Here is an 18,394-nt window from a genome sequence, read left to right on the forward strand (position 1 = left end):
ATTACGATACGCCCATGACAAAAATCCTGATCGTCAATCCGAACACGACCGCCTCGATGACCGAAACGATCGGCGCCGCCGCGCGCGCCGTCGCTAGCCCCGGCACCGAAATATCCGCGGTCACGTCGTCGATGGGGCCGGTCTCGATCGAGGGATATTACGACGAGGCGTTCGCCGTGCCCGGCCTGATCCAGGCGCTCATGAATGCGCCGGACGCCGATGCGGCGATTGTCGCATGTTTCGACGACACCGGGCTCGACGCCGCCCGCACCGCCGCGCGTTTTCCGGTGGTAGGCATCTGCGAGGCGGCGCTGGTGACGGCCGGCCAGATCGCAAAGCGCATCGCCGTGGTCACCACGCTGCCGCGCTCGATCGTGCCGCTCGAAGAACTGGTGCGCCGCTATGGTTTCGCCGAGAGGGTGCAGGTCACCGCCTGCGACGTCGCGGTGCTCGATCTCGACAAGCCCGGCTCAGGCGCGGAAGCGAAGCTTGAAGCCGAGATTTCCCGCGCGCTCGACAAGGGCGCGGAAGCGATCGTGCTGGGCTGTGCCGGCATGGCCGACCTTGTGCAGAAGCTTTCGCATAAATTCGGCGTGCCCGTCGTCGATGGCGTGGCGGCCGCGGTAAAGCAGGCCGAGGCGCTGGCCGGCCTGAAGCTCACGACGTCCAGGCGCGGTTCGTATGCCTCGCCTGGCGTGAAGCGGTACACGGGGCTCTTGGAACAATTCGCGCCGCTCGACCCGTCATTGCGAGCCACCGGGTCGGGCGAATGCCCGCCCGATGACAGGCTCCGCCGAAGCAATCCATAGTGCCGCAAGGAAGAATGGATTGCTTCGCTTCGCTGCGCTCCCTTGCGCAAACGCTTCGCGTTTGTCGCAGGCAATGACGGTGGTCACACCGACGCCGGAGCGCCGTAGATCTTGTAACGCAGCCGACGCATGCCGGCGAGCCAGCGGTCGCGATTCGAAGCCTTGCGCAGCATGTATTCGGCGACCTGCGGGTGCGATAAAATGAGGAAGCGCTCTTCCTCCATCGCCTCGATCACCATGCGCGCCACTTCCGGCGGCTGCAGCACGCCGTCGACTCTTGCTGCGCTCGGACCCGGCGTCGTCATGCCGGTTTGCACCGATTGCGGGCACAGCACGGAGACGCGGATGCCGCGGTCGCCATATTGGATGGCGAGATGCTCGGCGAGCGCTACTGCTGCGTTCTTGGTGACGCCATAAGGCATCGAGTTCAGCGAAGCCAACAGGCCTGCCGCGGAAGCGGTGTTGAGGAGATAGCCGGATCCGCGCGCGAGCATGCCGGGCACCAGCGCTCGCGCTGCGAACACATGGCTCATGACATGCACGCGCCAGCTCACGTCCCAATCGGCATCGGAGGCGGTCTCCTGTCCCTTGCGCGAGAGGCCGGCGTTGGAAAAGAACACGTCGACGGGCCCATACTTGTCTTCGGCCGCAGCGATCAGCGCCTTGATGTCTTCCTCCAGTCCAACGTCGGCCGTGATCGGCAAGCCGTCGATGTCGCCCGCCACCTTCGCCAGTCTGTCGCGCGATGTCTTGAGGTCGGCGATGACGACACCGCGCGCACCGGCCGTTGCATAGGCACGCGCGACCGCTTCGCCGATACCGCTCGCGGCTCCCGTGACGACACAGACCTTGCCCTTGACGTCCATGTTCGGTTCCCGCTTGCTTCTTTTTCTTGAATGCGCTCGAGAGTGATACGACCTCTGCTGCGCGGTCAATGCCGGTTTGCGCCGGCGATCAATTTTTTACAAGCACGGCGCGCGCCGCTGGTGTCAGCTTCGCCAGCGTGCGATGACGGCCAGACGGCAATCAGGATCGGGAGAATCGAAGGATGCTCGAAGTGCGGGATGAATTGGCTGTGACGGCGCCGCTTGCGGACGCTGTGGAGTGGACGAGCGAGACCGCCTGGTCGCTCTACCGGCTGCCGTTCAACGATCTCTTGTTCAAGGCGCAATCCATTCACCGACGGCATTTCGATCCCAACCGCGTGCAGCTCAGCAAGCTGCTCAACATCAAGACCGGCGGCTGCCCGGAAGATTGCGGCTATTGCAGCCAGTCCTCGCATCATTCGACGGGTCTTGCCGCCTCGAAGCTGATGGACGTCGAAAAGGTCGTCGCCGAGGCGCGCAAAGCCAAAGCCGGCGGCGCAACGCGCTACTGCATGGGCGCGGCGTGGCGCAATCCGAAGCCGAGAGACATGGATGCCATCGTTGAAATGGTCGGCGCGGTGAAAGCGCTCGAGCTCGAAACCTGCATGACGCTGGGAATGCTGGATCGCGATCAGTCGGACCGCCTCAGCGCCGCGGGGCTCGACTACTACAACCACAATATCGATACGTCGGCGCGCTATTACCCGCAGGTGACCTCGACGCGCAATTTTGCCGATCGTCTCGACACGCTGGAGAATGTCCGGCAATCCGGCATGAAAGTATGTTGCGGCGGCATCCTCGGCATGGGCGAGGAAGAAACCGACCGCGTCGAAATGCTGGTCACGCTTGCGAACCTGGCCGAGCCGCCGGAAAGCGTTCCGATCAACATGCTGATTCCGATCGCCGGTACGCCGCTCGCCGAGGCGGCGCCGATCGCGCCAATCGAGTTTGTCCGGATCGTTGCACTCGCGCGCATCATGATGCCGAAATCATACGTCCGCCTGTCGGCGGGCCGCTCAGCCATGACCGATGAAATGCAGGCGCTTTGCTTTTTTGCAGGAGCGAATTCGATCTTCGTCGGCGACACCTTGCTGACGGCTGGCAATCCGGAGGACGAGGCCGACCGGAAGCTGTTCCAGCGGCTGGGATTGCAGGCCATCTGATCGGCTCCGCATCAAGCGGGTCGGTTAGCCCGGATACAGTCCCTTGTCGCGCGCCTGACGGATGGCGAGCGCTGCCATCATGTCGAGCATCGGCGTCGAAAGTCCGGCAGCGTGCGCGAACGCAGCGGGCGCGCGGACCAGCACGTCGATCTCCATGGCGCGGCCGAGTTCATAATCCTGCAGGATCGAAGGCTTGTGGTCCGGCGCGGGGCCGGAGCGCGTCACGCGCTTGACCTCGGGGAAGCAGCTCTGCGCGACGGCGTTGGCTTCATCGAGCAGGCGCGGCACGATATCGGCGAGATCAGCATCGTCGCGCACGGCGCGCGCGGTCTGCCCGGTCAACAGGCACAGCACTGACATCGACATGTTGGTCAGGAGTTTTGACCAGATCGTTTCCCTGATCTGCGCGACCTCGGGCGAATCGATCGAAGCTTCGTTCAGCGCTGCACGCAGCTTCGCCGCTCGCTCGCTTTGGCGGTCGTCGCATTCGCCGATCAGGAGCCGGTTGCGCTCGGGCGAAAGGTTCGCGACCACGCCGGGGGCGACGACTTCGTTGGACGAAAACACCACACCGCCGACGATAAGCTCTTTCGGGATGGCCGCACGCAGGCGGCCGCCGGGATCGAGGAAGGCCAGGTTCGGCACCGGCGGATGCGTTGGCGAGAGCCCGATATCGTACCACCAGGGAATGCCGTTCTGCGCGAACACCACGGCGGTATCGTCGCTGAGCAGCGGCTGCAGAGCGCCGGCGAGGTTGGCGAGGCCCGTTGCTTTCAGCGTGCAGATCACGGCGTCCTGCCGGCCCAGCGCGGCGGGATCGCTCGATGCTCTTACCTTCGCCTTGAACTCGCCATTTCCGACACGCAGCGTCAGCCCGTTTGATTTTACTGCATCCAGATGGGGGCCACGCATCACGCAGGAGACATCATGGCCTGCCAGCGCGAGCCGCACGGCAAAATGACTGCCGACGGCGCCTGCACCGAAAACACAAATCCGCATGGGTGGAAATCCTGCCGGGAAGGGATGGGTCGCTTGCTAGTTTTCACAAGCCTTGATCGGACGCAACCGGCCCGCCGCACAGGGCGGGTTGCGGAGCGCGCGGCCTTGGTGGCGTGGGAACCGGTGCCGTTCAGTCGGCGTTCATCCGCGTGCCGTCAGGCTTGCGGCATAGCGACAATGGGACGTGCGACGATGAGGGGACGTACCATGTCAAAAATCGCACTGGGAATTGCCGCTATTGTTTTCTCCATGGCGTTATCCGTGGCGGACTTTGCGATCGCGAAAGGCGGTCATGGAGGCGGCCACGGCGGCGGTCGAGGTGGCGGTCATCATGGTGGCGGCCATCGTGGCGGCGGACATGGTCACGGCCATCATTTCGGCGGCCGGCATCATGGCGGCGGCCATTTTCATGCCAGATCCGCACACCGTTTTCATGCCAGATCCGCCCATCGTTCATACTCCGCGCACCGCATGAATTTTGCCGGAAGCGGCCGCGCGCTGAACTCGCGCGCGCTCGCCCGCAGCTATCGCCACACCGCTGCGCTGCGTAGTCCGGCGATGCGGGCCAGCGTCACCGCTGGCGCCGCGCTTGCGGGATGGCAATACGGACGGTCCAGAGGCGGCGGCTGGTGGCGACACGGCAACGGCGGGTACGGCTGGGTCGGCCCGCTGTTCTGGCCGTTCGCTTATCACGACGTCTACGACTACACGCTGTGGGGACCCAATGTCGGCGCGCCGTTCTGGTACTATGGCTACGACGACATTTATGCCGGCCTGTTCGGGCCCTACGACTATCAGGGTCTTACGGGCTACCTGCCGCCGCGCGGTTCCTCCAGCACCGGCCCAGACCGGCTTGCGCTATTGTGCGGTGAGGACAGCCGCGAAATCGCCGGGCTACCGATCGACCTGATCGCGCAGACGATCGAACCGACCGAGGTACAGCGCGCGGCCCTTGACGATCTCGCCAATGCGTCGGTGACTGCGGCGCAGAAGATCAAGGCGGCGTGCCCGACCTCGATCGCGTTGACGGCGTCCGGCCGGCTTGCATCGATGCAGCAGCGCATCGAGGCGATGATATCAGGCGTCGCGACCGTGCAGCCGCCGCTGGACAAGTTCTACGGCCTCCTGAACGACGAGCAGAAAGCGCGGCTGAACGCGATCGCGGAAGATCAGGAGAGAAAGACCGAGCGGCGCCGTAGCAGGTCGAGGTCGGTTGCGCGGCCCTGTGACATCACGCAATCATCGAGCTTGCAATGGCCGGCCGAGGAGATCGAGGCAAGGCTGCATCCGACCGATACGCAGCGCACCGGCCTTACCGCCCTGCAGAACGCCAGCGCAAAGGCGGCCGACATGCTGGCCACATCGTGCCGGATCGACGAAGCGGCCACGCCGCCGGCGCGGCTCGCTGCCGTCGGCAAGCGGCTCGACGTCATGCTGGCGTCGGTCAAACTCGTGCGTACGGCGCTCGATGATTTCTATGTGATGTTGAGCGACGAGCAGAAGGCTCAATTCGAGGCGATCGGCCCAAGGCGGACCTCCTTTGCCGACAGGTCAGATATGATGCAGCGCCGCGGCCGCCGATAGGTCGGCGGCGGTGACAAGAGCTGCGATCCCGGCCTATTGTCCGGCATAACAAGATGCCGAACAAAAAGGGGCCGCCGAATGAATGCCAATCCGGTTTTGTGGAATCTCGACGGGCGCGGCGTCGCCACGGTCACGTTGAACCGTCCCGAGGTGAACAACGCCTATGACGCCGGGCTCATCAACGGCGTGCTCGCGGCGATGGACGAACTCGGCAAGAAGCCGAGCCTTCGCGTCGTCGTGCTCAAGGGCAATGGCAAGCATTTCCAGGCCGGCGCCGACCTGAGGTGGATCAACGGCGTGCGGCCGAAATCGGCTGACGAGAACGAGGCCGTGTCGCGCGCGACGTTCGAGGCCGTGCAGCGGCTCAATACGCTGCCGATCCCCACGGTCGCGCTGGTGCAGGGCGGCTGCTTCGGCGGCGGCACCGGCGTGATCTCGGCGTGCGACGTCGTGATCGCCGCCGACAACGCGCTGTTCTCAATCACCGAAGTGCGCTGGGGCCTGACGGCTGCGATCATCATCCCGCAGCTCTGCGACGCCGTCGGCGTCCGTCAGGTCCGCCGCTACGCGCTGACCGGCGAACGGTTCGGCGCGGAGGAGGCGCGGCGTATTGGGCTGGTGCATGAGGTGGTGCCGCTGGCCGAGCTGGAGGCGGCAGGCTCGAAGGTGGTCGAGCAACTGCTTGCCAACGGTCCGGAAGCCCTGGCCGAGACCAAGCGGCTGGCGATGGAAAGCTCGTTCGGTGGCATGAGTGTCGACGACGAGGCTTACGCGCGACTGGTGAAAATGCACTCGGCGCGGCGGCAGACCAGGGAGGCGTCCGAAGGATTGGCGTCGTTTGCGGAAAAGCGGGCGGCGAATTGGGATCACAAGGCATAAGCGTCAGGCTCTGCTGCGCCACATGATGTCCGTTGCAGGAGTATCGAACTTGCCATCCAAACGCATCGCCATTGCCGGGCTGGGCGAGATCGGCCGAACCGTGGCGCGCAAGCTGGCGCTGGGGTTGCCGGGCCTCTCGCTAGCGGCGATTACGGCAAGGGACCAGGCAAAGGCGAAAGCATGGCTCGATCGCCAAAGCATTTCCTGCCCGCTGGTTTCGCTCGATGAACTGCCTGATCACGCCGACCTTGCCGTCGAGTGCGCACCGGCTGATATCCTCGACCAGATCTGTCGGCCGATGCTGAGCGCCGGCAAGCAGGTCATGGTGCTGAGCGCCAGCGCCCTGCTGCCGCGTCCCGATCTCGTCGACCTTGCCCGGGCGCATGGTGGTCAGATCATCGTGCCGACCGGTGCGCTGATAGGCTTCGACGCGGTTTCGGCTGCTGCCGAAGGCACGATTCATTCCGTGCAGATGGTCACGCGCAAGCCGCCCGGAGGCCTCGCCGGCGCGCCCTATCTCGTGGAGAACGGCATTTCCATGGAAGGTCTGAAGTCTGCGCTATGCGTTTTCAAGGGCTCGGCGCGGGATGCGGCCGCGGCCTTTCCCGCCAACGTCAATGTCGTTGCGGCGCTTTCGCTCGCTGGCATCGGGCCCGATCGAACGACGATCGAAATCTGGGCCGATCCGGCCGTGATGCGGAACTGTCACCAGATCAGGGTCGAATCCGACTCGGCCTCGTTTGCGATGTCGATCGAGAACGTCCCGTCGGAGAATCCGAAGACGGGCCGCATCACCGCGCTCTCGGTGATCGCGGCGCTGCGCAAGCTCACCTCGCCGCTGCAGGTCGGAACGTAGATCCTGCGTTTTACAGTGCCGGAGAGAGCGAACGTCTCAATTGCTGCAGCAGCGCCTGCACCGCAGCGGCGTTGACCCGTCGCTCCGGAATGGTGGCCTTCACCCATAGTTCGGGGATCTGGAAATCCGGCAGTACCGCCTGCAGCGTGCCGCTGCTCAGCGCATCGGCCGCGAGATAGTGCGAGATGAAGGCAATGCCGTTGCCTGCGATCGCACTCTTCACGAGCACATGGCCTTCGTTCGAGCTCAGGAGCGGGCGCACCTGAATGCTGGTTCGGCCACGTGGCCCGTCGAACACCCATTCCGATCCAGTGGGAAGAAAACTCAAGCAACGATGCTCAACCAGATCGCGCGGATGCTGCGGCACGCCATACGCTGCAAGGTAAGCGGGCGAAGCGCACAGTAGCCGCTTGAGCTTGAGCGAGCACAGCGGTTCGTCAACCACGCCACCGAATGAATGCGGAAAGGCGCCGATAGCGATGTCGAATCCTTCCGTCACCGGATCCACCGGCCGATCAATCAGCACGATCTCAAGTTTCAGCCGCGGGTTTTGCGTCTGGAAGGCGCTGAACGCGTCGGCAAGCCGGGCGATGGTGAGCGAGGTGGGCGCCTTGATGCGGAGGTGATCGACGAGATCGCGGTCTTTCTCGCCCATGCGTGCGAGAAGGTCGCCGACATCGGCCACCACGCCGCGGGCGCGATGCAGATATTGCTGGCCTGCCTCGGTCAATCGCAACTGGCGGGTCGAGCGACGGAACAGCGCGATACCAATCTGGGCTTCGAGTTGCGTGACCCGCTTAGATACCACCGATGTCGAGACATTCAGCTTGCGAGCAGCGGCGGAAAATCCGCCAGCGTCGGCGGAGGCCAAAAAGGCCTGAAGGTTCGTGAGCGTATCCATCCACTTTTTACGATTCGAGAAAGCTGATCGCGCAATTTGGTGGATTGTAGTGCATTGCGCGTCAATTCATAGTGTCCCAAACGAGCTCAAGAGGGAACGGAAGCGACCAGTGACGGCCAGGACAATCGAAGAACCCGCGCGCCAGATCCCGATCTACGGCGAATATGAGGTCGCCGTGTTGGGCGGCGGTCCTGCCGGCATCGCGGCGGCCGTTGCCGCGGCGCGCACCGGCCGCCGTACGCTGCTGATCGAGCGTTACGGCTTTCTTGGCGGCATGGGCACGGCCGCCGGCGTGACGAATTTCTGCGGGCTGCATGCCAACGTCCATGGCGAGATGCATCGGGTGGTGCAGGGCATCGCCACGGAGCTGCTTGCGCGGATCGACCGGCTCGACGGACTCAACGCGCCGCATCTGATCCTCGGCAAGATTTTTGCGCAGGCTTACGACACCGCCGCCTACAAGATCGCGGCGGATGACCTGCTGGCGGCGCACAAGGTCGACATCCTCTTTCATGCGCTGGGTGCCGGCGTGGTGATGGATGACGAGAAACGCATCCGTGCGCTGATGGTGGAGACCAAGGCGGGTCGTCAGGCGGTGCGCGCCGGCATCTTCATCGATTGCTCGGGCGACGGCGATCTCGCGGCCTGGGCGGGCGCGCCCTTCGAGGTCGGCGACAACGCCGGCAGCATGCTCTACCCCTCGATGATGTTCCGCCTCAACGGTATCGATCCCGAGACGGCCGGCGACGCCTGGCGGACCATTCCGGCGCTGATGGAAAAGGCGGAAGCCGCGGGCACGCATCGCTTTCCCCGCAAGACTGCGATCGTTCGGCCGCAGCGCTCCGGCATCGAATGGCGGGTGAATTTTACCCAGCTCGCGCGCGAGGACGGCACCGCGGTCAGCGGGATCGATCCCGACCAGATGACGCGCGGCGAAATCGAGGGGCGGCGGCAGGCCGTCCAGGCATTCGAATTCCTGCGCACGGTGCCCGGCTTCGAAAAATCCTACATCGTCGACCTGCCGCCGCAGCTCGGCATCCGCGAGACGCGCCGCGTGATCGGCGGCTACATGCTGTCAGGCGAGGATGTGCTGGGCTGCGCCTCGTTCGAGGATTCCATCGGCGTCAACGGCTGGCCGATGGAGCAGCATGTCGCCGGCGACGTCGTTTTCGAGTTCCCCCCGATCCCGGAATCGCGCGGCTTCAACGAATTGCCCTATCGCATGCTGGTGCCCGAGGGTATCGACAACCTCCTGATGGCCGGCCGCTGCGCTTCGATGACGCATGACGGCCAGTCGGCGGCGCGGGTCTCCGGCGCCTGTTTTGCGATGGGGGAGGCGGCAGGCTCCGCCGCGGCATTGGCGCTGTCGGGGAATACGATTCCGCGCGACATTGCGGTTGAAAAGTTGCAACAAAGCCTGAAACAACAGGGCGCGTTCATCGGGCGGGACCAGAGCGTGCCCGAGGGGCTATAGAACTGTGTGTTCGCGAGGATGAAGTATGTAACGTCGTCCCTGCGAACGCAGGGACCCATACGCCGCGGCCTTTCTTGTGGCATTTGGGTAGACGGCTTTGGCTATTACAAGGTCCTGTGGTTATGGGTCCCTGCGTTCGCAGGGACGACCATGTAGACCGGCTACGACAAGAAAAGGCGGAGGAGACCGGATGACGAAATTTGCACGGCTCGCGCTGGCGGGTCTGTTGGCGATGGCCGCGGGCGGGATCGCGCGCGCCGACGATGCGCAGAAAGCCAAAGTCGGCGTGCTCCGGCTGTCCTCCTCGGCGCCGGTGTTCATCGCGCAGGACAAGGGCTATTTTCGCGAGGCCGGCCTCGATATCGAACTGAAATTCTTCGACGCGGCGCAGCCGATTGCGGTGGCGACCACGTCTGGCGATGTCGATTTCGGCATCACGGCGTTTACCGCCGGGCTCTACAATCTCGCCGGCAAGGGCACGCTGAAGGTGATCGGCGGCATGAGCCGCGAGAAGGCGGGCTACCCGCTGATCGGCTATTTCGCCAGCAACAACGCCTATGCGGCTGGACTGAAGACGCCGAAGGATCTTGCCGGCAAGCGCATCGCGGTCACTCAAGTCGGCTCCAGCTTCCATTATTCGCTCGGCCTGCTCGCCGACAAATACGGCTTCAAGCTGGCGGACGTAAAGGTGCTGCCGCTGCAGTCGCTGTCGAATGCCGCCGCAGCGCTCAAGGGCGAAACCGTCGATGCCGCTTTGCTGCCGATCTCGACCGCGCGGTCGCTGGTGGATTCCGGTGGCGCCAAACTCCTCGGCTGGGTCGGTGACGAGACGCCCTGGCAACTCGGCGCCGTGTTCGCCTCGCCGAAGACGCTGACGAACAAGGCGCTGGTGACCAAGCTGTTGGCCGCGCTGGCGCGCGCCGATCGCGAATATCACGATGTGATCCTGGCCTCGGTGAAGGACGGCAAGGCCGAGATCAACGACAAGACCAAGCCGCTGCTCGAGATCATCGCCAAATACACCAACCTGCCGGTCGAACAGGTGATCGGCAATTGCGCCTATATCGATCCCGACGGCAAGCTCGACGTCAAGAATGTCGGTAACCAGATTAGCTGGCTGCAGGAGCAGGGCTTTGTCGACAAGGGGTTTGCAGCGGATGCGATCATCGCGAAGGAATATGTGAAGGCGGATTGAAAGAGCGGGGCCTCATCCTTCGAGACGCGGCCAAGAGGCCGCTCCTCAGGATGAGGGGATAGCTTGGGGCCGCGGGGACTGACCTCTCCCCTCATGGTGAGGAGCGCGGCCCGCCGCGCGTCTCGAACCATGCGGCCCGCGTGATGCCGCGACTTCGGAGCAAAGAGACTATATGGACCTGATCGCCGACCATATCAGCCACCGCTTCGGCGGGTTAGACGTGCTCGATAACGTATCGTTCGCTGTCGCCTCTGGCGAGGTAGTCGCAATCGTCGGGCCTTCCGGCTGCGGCAAGAGCACGCTGCTGTCGATCCTGGGTGGCTTGCTTCAGCCAAGCGAAGGCCAGGCACAATTGCGCGGTGCACCGCCGGCCGGCAGCCTCAATCCGCTGACTTTCGTGTTTCAGGATTTTGCGCTGCTGCCGTGGTGCACGGTGGAAGCGAACGTCGAATTTCCGCTGGCTCACACCGCGCTCGATGCTGCCGCGCGCAAAGCTGTCGTCGATGACGCGCTGCGCCGCACCGGCCTGTCGGATTTTCGGAGCGCTTATCCAAAACAACTCTCCGGCGGCATGCGCCAGCGCGTCGGCATTGCGCGGGCGCTCGCAGTGCGGCCGGCGATTCTCCTGATGGATGAGCCATTGTCGGCGCTGGATTCGCAGACCCGCGAACTGCTGATGGAGGATTTCATCCGCCTGCTCGCCGCCGGCGCGATGGGCGTGGTTTATGTCACGCATAATCTGGAGGAGGCAGTGCGGCTCGCCGATCGTATCGTGGTGCTGTCGCGCCGCCCCGGTCGCGTCAGGGAGATCGTCGAAATCCCGGTGACGCGCGCCGAGCGCGGTGCGATCGATGCGCGTGGCAAGTTGCTGGCGCTGCAGAACGACCTGTGGTCGCTGATCCGCGAGGAGGCGATCGACGCCGAGCGCGAGGTGCAGCATGCTTGAGCGCGCACCGCAGCAAACGCTGGGAGATGGGAGCAGGCCGCGGCCGGTCACCTTCCGCGGCGCGGGCTTTATGCCGAGCGGTGGGCGCTTGTCCGGCTGGATCGCGCTGGTGCTGGTGATTGCGCTGTGGCAATTCGCCGGTAGCGCGGGCTGGGTTAACCCGCTGTTCCTGCCTGCGCCGTCAGCGATTGCGGTCGCGATCTACAAGCTCGCCATGTCAGGCGCGCTCTGGCAGCACGTTTCGGCTTCGGTTGTTCGCATCGGCTCAGGCTGGCTGCTCGGCACCGTGGCCGGCGTGATCGTCGGATTTGCGATCGGGCTGTCGACGCTGGCGCGCGGCGTCGGCATCACCTTCATTTCCGCGCTGTTTCCGATCCCGAAGATCGCGCTATTGCCGCTGTTGATTCTCTGGCTCGGGATCGGCGAGGAGCCGAAGATCGCGACCATTGCGCTCGGCGTGTTCTTCTCCACCGCCATCTCGGTCTATAGCGGCGTCGACGCGGTGCCGCGCAACCTGATCCGGATGGCGCAGAGTTTTAATGTGCCGTTCCATGCCATCGTCCGCCGTGTGATCTGGCCGGGCGCGCTGCCTTCGATCCTCGCCGGTTTCCGCATCACCGCTTCGGTGGCGCTGCTGCTCGTCGTCAGCGCGGAAATGATTGGAGCCCAGTTCGGCATCGGCGCCTTCGTGCTGCAGGCCGGCAATCTCATGCAGACTGATCAGCTTTTGGCCGGTGTCGTGATCCTGTCGCTGTTCGGGCTGGCGGTGGGCAAGGCGATCAACGTGCTGGAAGCAAAGCTTCTGCACTGGCGGTAGCCCCGTCGTCCCGGCCTTGCGCCGGGACCCAACCGCGTGATCTATCGATAAGGCATTCTGGTCGACGCCCGTCGCAATAACGGGCGACGGTGGTTATGGGTCCCTGCTTTCGCAGGGACGACGAAACACTTCACGCATTCCCGCGATTTTCGCGGAACAAGTCCAGCTTCTGCTGCACCGGGCGGTCGGAGAACGAGAACAGCACCGAGTCGGTATCGGCCTCGTGCGTGACCCAGTGCCAGCTCGGCACCACGAACAGGTCGCGCGCGCCCCACTCGAACGTCTGGTCGCCGATCCGCGTGCGGCCCTTGCCCTCGATCGCGGCGAACACGGTGGCGTCGGTCGAGCGGTAGCGCGCGGTCTTGAAACCCTTCGGCAATAGCTGGATGAAGGTGCCGATCGTCGGCATCGCGAAGTCGCCAGTCTCGGGATTGGAGAATTTCAGCTTGAGCCCGTGACAGGCGTCCCATTCGTTACGCGTCTTGGCCCGCTCCAGCGCCTCGCGGGTGTAGCTGTAGGGATAGTTGAAGATCGGCGAGGTCTTGGATTTGCGCTTCTCGTCGACCGGCAGCAGATTGTGCCCGTAGCGCGCAAAGCTGTCGCCGGCCGGCTTAGAGATCTTCTGCTGGTCTTCGTTCGACCCTTCGGCAAAGGAAGCGTCGAAGAACTGCACCATCGGAATGTCGAGCCCGTCGAGCCAGAACATCGGCTCCGAGGTTTCGTTGGAATGATCGTGCCAGGTCATCGAGGGCGTGATGACGAAATCGCCCGGCTCCATCGCGGTGCGCTCGCCGTCGACGGTGGTATGGGCGCCCTTGCCTTCGAGCACGAAGCGCAGCGCCGACTGGCTGTGGCGATGCGCCGGGGCGACGTCGCCCGGGACCACCATCTGCACACCGGCAAACAGCGATGTCGTGACCTTGGACTGGCCGCGCAGGCCTGGATTTTCCAGCACCAGCACCCGCCGCTCGGCTTCCTTGGCGGTGATCAGCTTGCCGGCCTCGGTCATGTAGTCGCGGATGGAATCGAATTTCCACAGATGAGGCCGGCAGGCGCTTCGCGGCTCCGGCGTGACGAGATCGCCCAGCACGTTCCACAGCGCGGAGAGATTCTCGCCGTCGATCTTCTTGTAGAACGCTTCGCGTTCCGGGGTCTTCTGCACGGCTTCCATGGCAAGCCTCCCGTCATTTTTTGTCTAGATTGACAGTATACTTACAATATGGGTACCGTCAATGTGGTACACCCGAACAAAGCAGAAGAATCAGGGAGGTTCCGATGAAGCTGCATGGCTATTTCCGCAGCAGCGCGGCATACCGGGTCAGGATCGGGCTCAACCTCAAGGGGCTTACGGTCCAGCACCTGCCGCACCACCTTCGCAAGGGCGAACAGTGCGCGCCCACCTATCTCGCGATCAACCCGCAGGGGCTGGTGCCGACGCTGGAGGATGACAACGGCGCGGCGCTGACCCAGTCGCTCGCCATCATCGAATGGCTGGACGAGACCCACCCCAACCCGCCGCTGCTGCCAAAGGATCCGCTGCGCCGCGCCAAGGTGCGCGCCTTCGCGCTCGCGATCGCCTGCGACATTCATCCGGTGCAGAATTTGAAGGTTTTGGCCCGGCTGCGTCAGCTCGGCGTGGCTGAGGAAAAAGTGACGGAATGGGCGGCCTGGGCCAATCGCGAGGGCCTGTCGGCCTGCGAAGCCCTGGTCAGGGGCGAGCAGGGGCCGTTCTGTTTTGGCGACAAGCCTACGATCGCCGACCTCTGCCTGGTGCCGCAGCTTGCGAACGCGCGGCGGTTCGGCGTCGACGTCGCAGCCTTTCCCCGCCTGCTCGAGGCAGAAGCCGCGGCAAAGCAAATGAGGGCGTTCACCGATGCCGCACCGGACAGGCAGCCCGATGCCGAGTAAGCCATCGCCCATCACGATGGACGCGGTCTACACCGCGCCCGGCTACTTGTTTCGCCGGATGCAACAGATCGCGGTCTCGATCTTCGTCGAGGAATGCAGCGCGTTCGACCTGACGCCGGTGCAATATGCGGCGCTGGTGGCGATCCATACCCATCCCGGCATTGACGCCACCCGGCTGTCGGCGGTGATCGCCTTCGACCGTTCCACGCTCGGCAACGTGATCGAGCGGCTGGAGAGCAAGGCGCTGATCGAGCGCAAGCCCTCGCGGGAGGACAAGCGCGTCAAGCTGCTCTATCTCAGCAAATCGGGCGCGACGGTGCTGCGCGACATCATGCCCTCGGTGGAGCGCGCGCAGTTGCGGATGCTGCAGCCGCTGAAGCCGGCCGATCGCAAGACGCTGTTGGGCCTATTGACTCAGCTCGTCGATCTCAACAACGAAGCCTCGCGGGTGCCGCTGCGCGCTGAGGACGCGTTGGAGCATCTGGGAAAGGCGGGGTGAGGGGGCTGGGGCGGGGAATTAACGCCAAGAACTCCGCCCGTCGTCCCTGCGAACGCAGGGACCCATACGCCGCGGCCTATCGTTTTGGTAAATGCTCTTCGATGACTTTGCGAAACAACAGCTCCCTGTGGTTATGGGTCCCTGCGTTCGCAGGGACGACATCGAGTTTGTAGCTCCGCTACATCTTCATCAACGCCTGGCGGTCGATCTTGCCGGTGCCGGTCTTCGGCAATTCCGCGATGAACCTGATCTCGCGCGGATACTTGTAAGGCAGCAGCCTTGCCTTGACGTAGTCCTGTAGTTTTTTCGTAGCGTCCGTGGGTTCGAACTCGCCCTCGTTCATCACCACCACCGCCTTCAGCGTCATGCGTCTATCGGGCAGCTCGGCCGCGAACACCGCGCATTCCCTGATGTCGGGATGCTCGGCCAGGCACAGTTCGACTTCGAGCGGGTAGACCCATTGCCCCGAAATCTTGATCAGGTCATCGGCGCGGCCGCGGAAGAAATGGAATCCATCGCTGTCGCGCAGGAAACGGTCGCCGGTGTAGATCCACCCCTCCTCGCGAATGGTTTCCGCCGATTTGTCGGGCCGATTCCAGTACAGCGGCGTGTTGGAGTCGCCGCGCACCCACAAAATGCCTTCCTCATTGTCGCCGACCTCGCGGCCGTCCTTGTCCCTGAGCAGGATTTCGTAGCCGGGAACGCGCAGGCCCGCGGCGCCGAGCTTTTTCTTCTCGGGGCGGTTGGAGAGATAGATATGCAGCACTTCGGTCGAGCCGAGGCCCTCGATGATCTCAAGGCCCGTCAGCGCCTTCCAGCCGTTGAAGACTTCCGCCGACAGCACCTCGGCGGCCGACAGCGCCATCCGCAGCGACGAGAAGTCGGTTGCGGCCGCACCCTCGGCCTTGGTCAGCGAGGTGTAGAGCGTCGGCAATCCGTAGAATACCGACGGCCGATATTTTTCGATCGCCTCGAAGATCGCGGCCGGTTTCGGCTGGCCGGGCAGCAGCAGCGTCGCCGCACCGACCGAGAAGGGAAAGGTGATGGCGTTGCCAAAGCCGTAGGCGAAGAAAATCTTCGGCACCGAGAAGCAGATATCATCGGGCGTAAGCTTGAGCACGTTGCGTGCGAACGCCTGCTCGCTATAGGCCATGTCGTGTTGCAGATGCACGATGCCCTTGGGACGTCCGGTCGAGCCGGATGAATACATCCAGAACGCCATGTCGTCGCGCCTGGTGTCGGCTTCCGGCAGATCGGTCGGGAATCCCTGCAGCCATTGTTGCGCAACGAAGGTTTTCGGCACGGCGTGTTCGCCCGCTGCGCCATTGACCACGACCAGGGTTTTAAGCGGCGTGTCCTTGCAGGCCTCTGCGTTGAACCGCGAGGCAAACTCGGTTTCCGCCACGGCCACCGCCGCGCCGGCGTCCGAGAGGTAGAACTGCAACAGGTCCGGCGGCGTCAGCGTGTTGATCAATAGCGGCACGAAGCCGGACCGCACCGCGCCGAAAAACGCCGCAGGATAGGCCGGCGTGTCGTCGAGGAACATCAGGATGCGGTCGCCACGCTTCAAGCCCAGCGACTGAAAGCCGTGTCCCCATTGCGCGGCCTCGGCGCAAAGCTCTGCGTAAGTCCGCGTGCCGCCAGGGCCGGTCAGCGCCAACCGGTCGCCGCGACCCTCCGCGAGATTGTCGAACAGGATTCGGCTGGCATTATAGCTTTCCGGAATCGAAAAACCGATCTCGCGCGCACCCGGATTGTCGCGGGGAACTAAATCAGAAATTTCTGAAGTCATGCCTGGCTCCCGATTTTCTTCGTCGCCTCGTAGCGTGCCATGAATTCCGGCGACATCGCGCGCAGCCGGGCGTCAGCGATCCGCCCCGAGCGGGTGATATAGCTGTAGGCAAAGTCCATCAGGTCGAGCTTCATGTGCTCGGGGAAGTGTTCGTACCAGTCGGCGCTGGTGCGCGCCGCCGTCACCAGCTTCTGCACAATCGGCTTGCGTTCGGCCTGGTAGCGGGCAAGGCCTGCCGGAATCTCCGTCTCCGCCTCCAGCGCCTTGGTCAACGCGATCGCGTCTTCGATGGCGAGCCGTGTTCCCGAGCCGATCGAGAAATGCGCGGTATGCAGGGCGTCGCCGATCAGTACCATGTTGCCGTGCGACCAGTTCTCGTTCCAGATCCAGGGAAAATTGCGCCACACCGATTTGTTCGACAGCAGCGAATGGCCGTCGAGCGTGCTTGCGAATATCTCCTCGCAGATCGCCTGCGACTGCTCGATCGACTTGTGCTCGAAGCCGTAGGCCTGCCAGGTCGCCGCATCGCATTCGACCAGGAACGTGCTCATCGAGGGCGAGTAGCGGTAGTGGTGCGCGTTGAACGACCCCAGAGCGGTCTTCACGAAAGTCTGCGACAGGGTGGCAAAACGTTTGCTGGTGCCATACCAGGCGAACTTGTTGGTCGAGTGCGAAACCGTGGCGCCGAATTCCTTCTCGAAGTCGCGGCGCACCAGCGAGTTCAGCCCGTCGGCGGCGACGATGAGGTCATATCCCCTGAGTTCGTCGATCGACTGGATCGTGGTGTCATACCGCGCCGTGACACCTGCCGCGCGCACGCGTTGCTGCAGGATGGTCAGCAGTTCGAGCCGGCCGATCGAGGAGAAGCCGATGCCGTCGATCTCGACGCTTTGGTCATGCAGATTGAGCGTGATGTTCTTCCAGCTCTCCATTCGCGGCGTGATGGCGTCGACCGTTTCGGGATCGTCGGCGCGCAGAAATTCCAGCGCCTGTTCGGAAAACACCACGCCGAACCCCCAGGTCGCGCCTTCCGGGTTCTGTTCGAACAGGTCGATATGCGCGTCCGGATGACGCCGCTTCCACAGATAGGCGAAGTAGAGGCCGCCGGGGCCTCCGCCGATGACGGCGATACGCACGTCTTCCTCCCAATCGACAGTATACTGATTAATTTGGGCCGGAGACTAATCCGCGCCGGAAATTTGCGCTACAGAAAAATCACTAGAGCCCGGGCTTGGGCCCGGTTCCGACTGCACCAGGACCTGGCGCCAATAGCCCCTGTTCAGCCCCGCCGGTTCTATCCGCGAACGGTTGTGCGCTCCGCGACAGCTCCGGCTTGACCGGACCTTCGATGGAGGCGACGTGGGCTCAGCTGCACCTGTTGCTGGGTCGCGCGTTCTCTGCCAGCAATAGCCGAGCATCGAAAGGCTTGGATGCTCGCCTGGGGCCGATCAATCGCGGACAGCCATCGCCGTGCGACCTATCGCGCTGCGAACTGGGACAGAACGTCCTTGCATGCCGGCGAAAGCTGGGCGGCGTTGGTCGCAAGACACTGCACGATCCGTCCACCGCCAGCGGGCACGCCGCCGCAAATGGTGCGGACGTCGGCGCCGCAGGCCGACCGCAGCACGAGCAGTTCCTCACGCGGGCGCATCGGCCGCAGCACGATCACGGCCGGCGCCGCCGGTGCAGCGGCAGCCGTTCCCGCT

At 63.9% G+C, this 18,394-nt stretch carries 19 protein-coding genes; 12 read left to right on the forward strand and 7 right to left on the reverse strand.

The features are described 5' to 3' along the window. Positions 1 to 14: 14 nt before the first annotated feature. The gene (locus tag CP49_RS40095) at positions 15 to 809 is read left to right on the forward strand and encodes an aspartate/glutamate racemase family protein (protein WP_057855590.1); all 795 of its coding nucleotides are present in this window, start codon (positions 15 to 17) and stop codon (positions 807 to 809) included. A gap of 83 nt (positions 810 to 892) precedes the next feature. Here the strand turns inward: CP49_RS40095 and CP49_RS40100 are convergent, their stop codons facing one another. Further along, a complete protein-coding gene (locus CP49_RS40100; RefSeq protein ID WP_057855591.1) occupies positions 893 to 1,675 on the reverse strand; it encodes an SDR family oxidoreductase in 783 nt (260 codons plus the stop codon). Between the two features lie 182 nt (positions 1,676 to 1,857). Between CP49_RS40100 and bioB the strand changes: the two genes are divergently transcribed. Beyond that, a complete protein-coding gene (bioB, locus tag CP49_RS40105; RefSeq protein ID WP_057855592.1) occupies positions 1,858 to 2,838 on the forward strand; it encodes a biotin synthase BioB in 981 nt (326 codons plus the stop codon). Positions 2,839 to 2,862: 24 nt separating this feature from the next. Here bioB and CP49_RS40110 read toward each other — a convergent pair whose 3' ends face one another. Beyond that, positions 2,863 to 3,837: a ketopantoate reductase family protein gene (locus CP49_RS40110; RefSeq protein WP_057855593.1), complete on the reverse strand. Its 975-nt coding sequence runs from the start codon at positions 3,835 to 3,837 to the stop codon at positions 2,863 to 2,865. 292 nt (positions 3,838 to 4,129) lie between these two features. Here CP49_RS40110 and CP49_RS48445 point away from each other — a divergent pair, with 292 nt between their 5' ends. The 4 genes from CP49_RS48445 (at position 4,130) to CP49_RS40125 (ending at position 7,156) form a co-directional block, all read left to right on the forward strand. Next, complete coding sequence (locus tag CP49_RS48445; RefSeq protein ID WP_245311102.1) at positions 4,130 to 4,312, forward strand: hypothetical protein; 183 nt, start codon at positions 4,130 to 4,132, stop codon at positions 4,310 to 4,312. Beyond that, positions 4,309 to 5,421, forward strand: coding sequence for a Spy/CpxP family protein refolding chaperone (locus tag CP49_RS40115; RefSeq protein ID WP_245311103.1), 1,113 nt, complete (start codon positions 4,309 to 4,311; stop codon positions 5,419 to 5,421). Before CP49_RS48445 ends, CP49_RS40115 begins: the two co-directional genes overlap by 4 nt. 78 nt (positions 5,422 to 5,499) lie before the next feature. After that, the gene (locus CP49_RS40120; protein ID WP_057855595.1) at positions 5,500 to 6,300 is read left to right on the forward strand and encodes an enoyl-CoA hydratase-related protein; all 801 of its coding nucleotides are present in this window, start codon (positions 5,500 to 5,502) and stop codon (positions 6,298 to 6,300) included. 25 nt (positions 6,301 to 6,325) lie between these two features. Then, complete coding sequence (locus tag CP49_RS40125; protein WP_082646476.1) at positions 6,326 to 7,156, forward strand: aspartate dehydrogenase; 831 nt, start codon at positions 6,326 to 6,328, stop codon at positions 7,154 to 7,156. Between the two features lie 10 nt (positions 7,157 to 7,166). On the opposite strand, the gene CP49_RS40130 is transcribed toward CP49_RS40125, so the two are convergent. After that, positions 7,167 to 8,057, reverse strand: coding sequence for a LysR family transcriptional regulator (locus CP49_RS40130; RefSeq protein WP_057855597.1), 891 nt, complete (start codon positions 8,055 to 8,057; stop codon positions 7,167 to 7,169). Between the two features lie 109 nt (positions 8,058 to 8,166). On the opposite strand from CP49_RS40130, the gene CP49_RS40135 reads away from it, so the two are divergent. The 4 genes from CP49_RS40135 to CP49_RS40150 all read left to right on the forward strand — a co-directional run bounded on the left by CP49_RS40135 (position 8,167) and on the right by CP49_RS40150 (position 12,489). Next, positions 8,167 to 9,531: an FAD-dependent oxidoreductase gene (locus CP49_RS40135; protein WP_057855598.1), complete on the forward strand. Its 1,365-nt coding sequence runs from the start codon at positions 8,167 to 8,169 to the stop codon at positions 9,529 to 9,531. Positions 9,532 to 9,721: 190 nt separating this feature from the next. Then, entirely contained in the window at positions 9,722 to 10,726 is a 1,005-nt protein-coding gene (locus CP49_RS40140; RefSeq protein WP_057855599.1) for an ABC transporter substrate-binding protein, read from the forward strand. A 172-nt stretch (positions 10,727 to 10,898) separates the two neighbouring features. Then, positions 10,899 to 11,672: an ABC transporter ATP-binding protein gene (locus CP49_RS40145; protein WP_057855600.1), complete on the forward strand. Its 774-nt coding sequence runs from the start codon at positions 10,899 to 10,901 to the stop codon at positions 11,670 to 11,672. Continuing rightward, complete coding sequence (locus tag CP49_RS40150; RefSeq protein WP_057855601.1) at positions 11,665 to 12,489, forward strand: ABC transporter permease; 825 nt, start codon at positions 11,665 to 11,667, stop codon at positions 12,487 to 12,489. Before CP49_RS40145 ends, CP49_RS40150 begins: the two co-directional genes overlap by 8 nt. Positions 12,490 to 12,619: 130 nt before the next feature. Here the strand turns inward: CP49_RS40150 and gtdA are convergent, their stop codons facing one another. Next, entirely contained in the window at positions 12,620 to 13,660 is a 1,041-nt protein-coding gene (gene gtdA / locus CP49_RS40155) for a gentisate 1,2-dioxygenase (RefSeq protein WP_057855602.1), read from the reverse strand. 104 nt (positions 13,661 to 13,764) lie between these two features. Between gtdA and maiA the strand changes: the two genes are divergently transcribed. Next, on the forward strand, positions 13,765 to 14,397 hold the full coding sequence (maiA, locus tag CP49_RS40160; RefSeq protein ID WP_057855603.1) for a maleylacetoacetate isomerase: 633 nt from the start codon (positions 13,765 to 13,767) through the stop codon (positions 14,395 to 14,397). Beyond that, on the forward strand, positions 14,387 to 14,896 hold the full coding sequence (locus tag CP49_RS40165) for a MarR family winged helix-turn-helix transcriptional regulator (protein WP_057855612.1): 510 nt from the start codon (positions 14,387 to 14,389) through the stop codon (positions 14,894 to 14,896). Before maiA ends, CP49_RS40165 begins: the two co-directional genes overlap by 11 nt. A gap of 178 nt (positions 14,897 to 15,074) precedes the next feature. On the opposite strand, the gene CP49_RS40170 is transcribed toward CP49_RS40165, so the two are convergent. The 3 genes from CP49_RS40170 to CP49_RS40180 form a co-directional block, all read right to left on the reverse strand. Beyond that, positions 15,075 to 16,688 carry a benzoate-CoA ligase family protein gene (locus CP49_RS40170; protein ID WP_057855604.1) on the reverse strand — a complete coding sequence of 538 codons (1,614 nt, stop codon included), beginning with the start codon at positions 16,686 to 16,688 and terminating at the stop codon, positions 15,075 to 15,077. Then, on the reverse strand, positions 16,685 to 17,824 hold the full coding sequence (locus CP49_RS40175) for an FAD-dependent monooxygenase (RefSeq protein ID WP_057855605.1): 1,140 nt from the start codon (positions 17,822 to 17,824) through the stop codon (positions 16,685 to 16,687). Before CP49_RS40175 ends, CP49_RS40170 begins: the two co-directional genes overlap by 4 nt. A 341-nt stretch (positions 17,825 to 18,165) precedes the next feature. Beyond that, positions 18,166 to 18,394 (reverse strand): cysteine rich repeat-containing protein (locus tag CP49_RS40180; protein WP_245311104.1); only part of this gene is annotated, 229 nt, incomplete at its 5' end.

The sequence above is a fragment of the Bradyrhizobium valentinum genome, assembly GCF_001440405.1.
Lineage (GTDB): Bacteria > Pseudomonadota > Alphaproteobacteria > Rhizobiales > Xanthobacteraceae > Bradyrhizobium > Bradyrhizobium valentinum.

What these genes read in the sequence shown, in the direction of transcription:
- CP49_RS40095 (WP_057855590.1), top strand. Translation starts at nt 15, where the DNA reads ATGACAAAAATCCTGATCGTCAATCCGAACACGACCGCCTCGATGACC.
- CP49_RS40100 (WP_057855591.1), bottom strand. Translation starts at nt 1,675, where the DNA reads ATGGACGTCAAGGGCAAGGTCTGTGTCGTCACGGGAGCCGCGAGCGGT.
- bioB (WP_057855592.1), top strand. Translation starts at nt 1,858, where the DNA reads ATGCTCGAAGTGCGGGATGAATTGGCTGTGACGGCGCCGCTTGCGGAC.
- CP49_RS40110 (WP_057855593.1), bottom strand. Translation starts at nt 3,837, where the DNA reads ATGCGGATTTGTGTTTTCGGTGCAGGCGCCGTCGGCAGTCATTTTGCC.
- CP49_RS48445 (WP_245311102.1), top strand. Translation starts at nt 4,130, where the DNA reads ATGGAGGCGGCCACGGCGGCGGTCGAGGTGGCGGTCATCATGGTGGCG.
- CP49_RS40115 (WP_245311103.1), top strand. Translation starts at nt 4,309, where the DNA reads ATGAATTTTGCCGGAAGCGGCCGCGCGCTGAACTCGCGCGCGCTCGCC.
- CP49_RS40120 (WP_057855595.1), top strand. Translation starts at nt 5,500, where the DNA reads ATGAATGCCAATCCGGTTTTGTGGAATCTCGACGGGCGCGGCGTCGCC.
- CP49_RS40125 (WP_082646476.1), top strand. Translation starts at nt 6,326, where the DNA reads ATGTCCGTTGCAGGAGTATCGAACTTGCCATCCAAACGCATCGCCATT.
- CP49_RS40130 (WP_057855597.1), bottom strand. Translation starts at nt 8,057, where the DNA reads ATGGATACGCTCACGAACCTTCAGGCCTTTTTGGCCTCCGCCGACGCT.
- CP49_RS40140 (WP_057855599.1), top strand. Translation starts at nt 9,722, where the DNA reads ATGACGAAATTTGCACGGCTCGCGCTGGCGGGTCTGTTGGCGATGGCC.
- CP49_RS40145 (WP_057855600.1), top strand. Translation starts at nt 10,899, where the DNA reads ATGGACCTGATCGCCGACCATATCAGCCACCGCTTCGGCGGGTTAGAC.
- CP49_RS40150 (WP_057855601.1), top strand. Translation starts at nt 11,665, where the DNA reads ATGCTTGAGCGCGCACCGCAGCAAACGCTGGGAGATGGGAGCAGGCCG.
- gtdA (WP_057855602.1), bottom strand. Translation starts at nt 13,660, where the DNA reads ATGGAAGCCGTGCAGAAGACCCCGGAACGCGAAGCGTTCTACAAGAAG.
- maiA (WP_057855603.1), top strand. Translation starts at nt 13,765, where the DNA reads ATGAAGCTGCATGGCTATTTCCGCAGCAGCGCGGCATACCGGGTCAGG.
- CP49_RS40165 (WP_057855612.1), top strand. Translation starts at nt 14,387, where the DNA reads ATGCCGAGTAAGCCATCGCCCATCACGATGGACGCGGTCTACACCGCG.
- CP49_RS40170 (WP_057855604.1), bottom strand. Translation starts at nt 16,688, where the DNA reads ATGACTTCAGAAATTTCTGATTTAGTTCCCCGCGACAATCCGGGTGCG.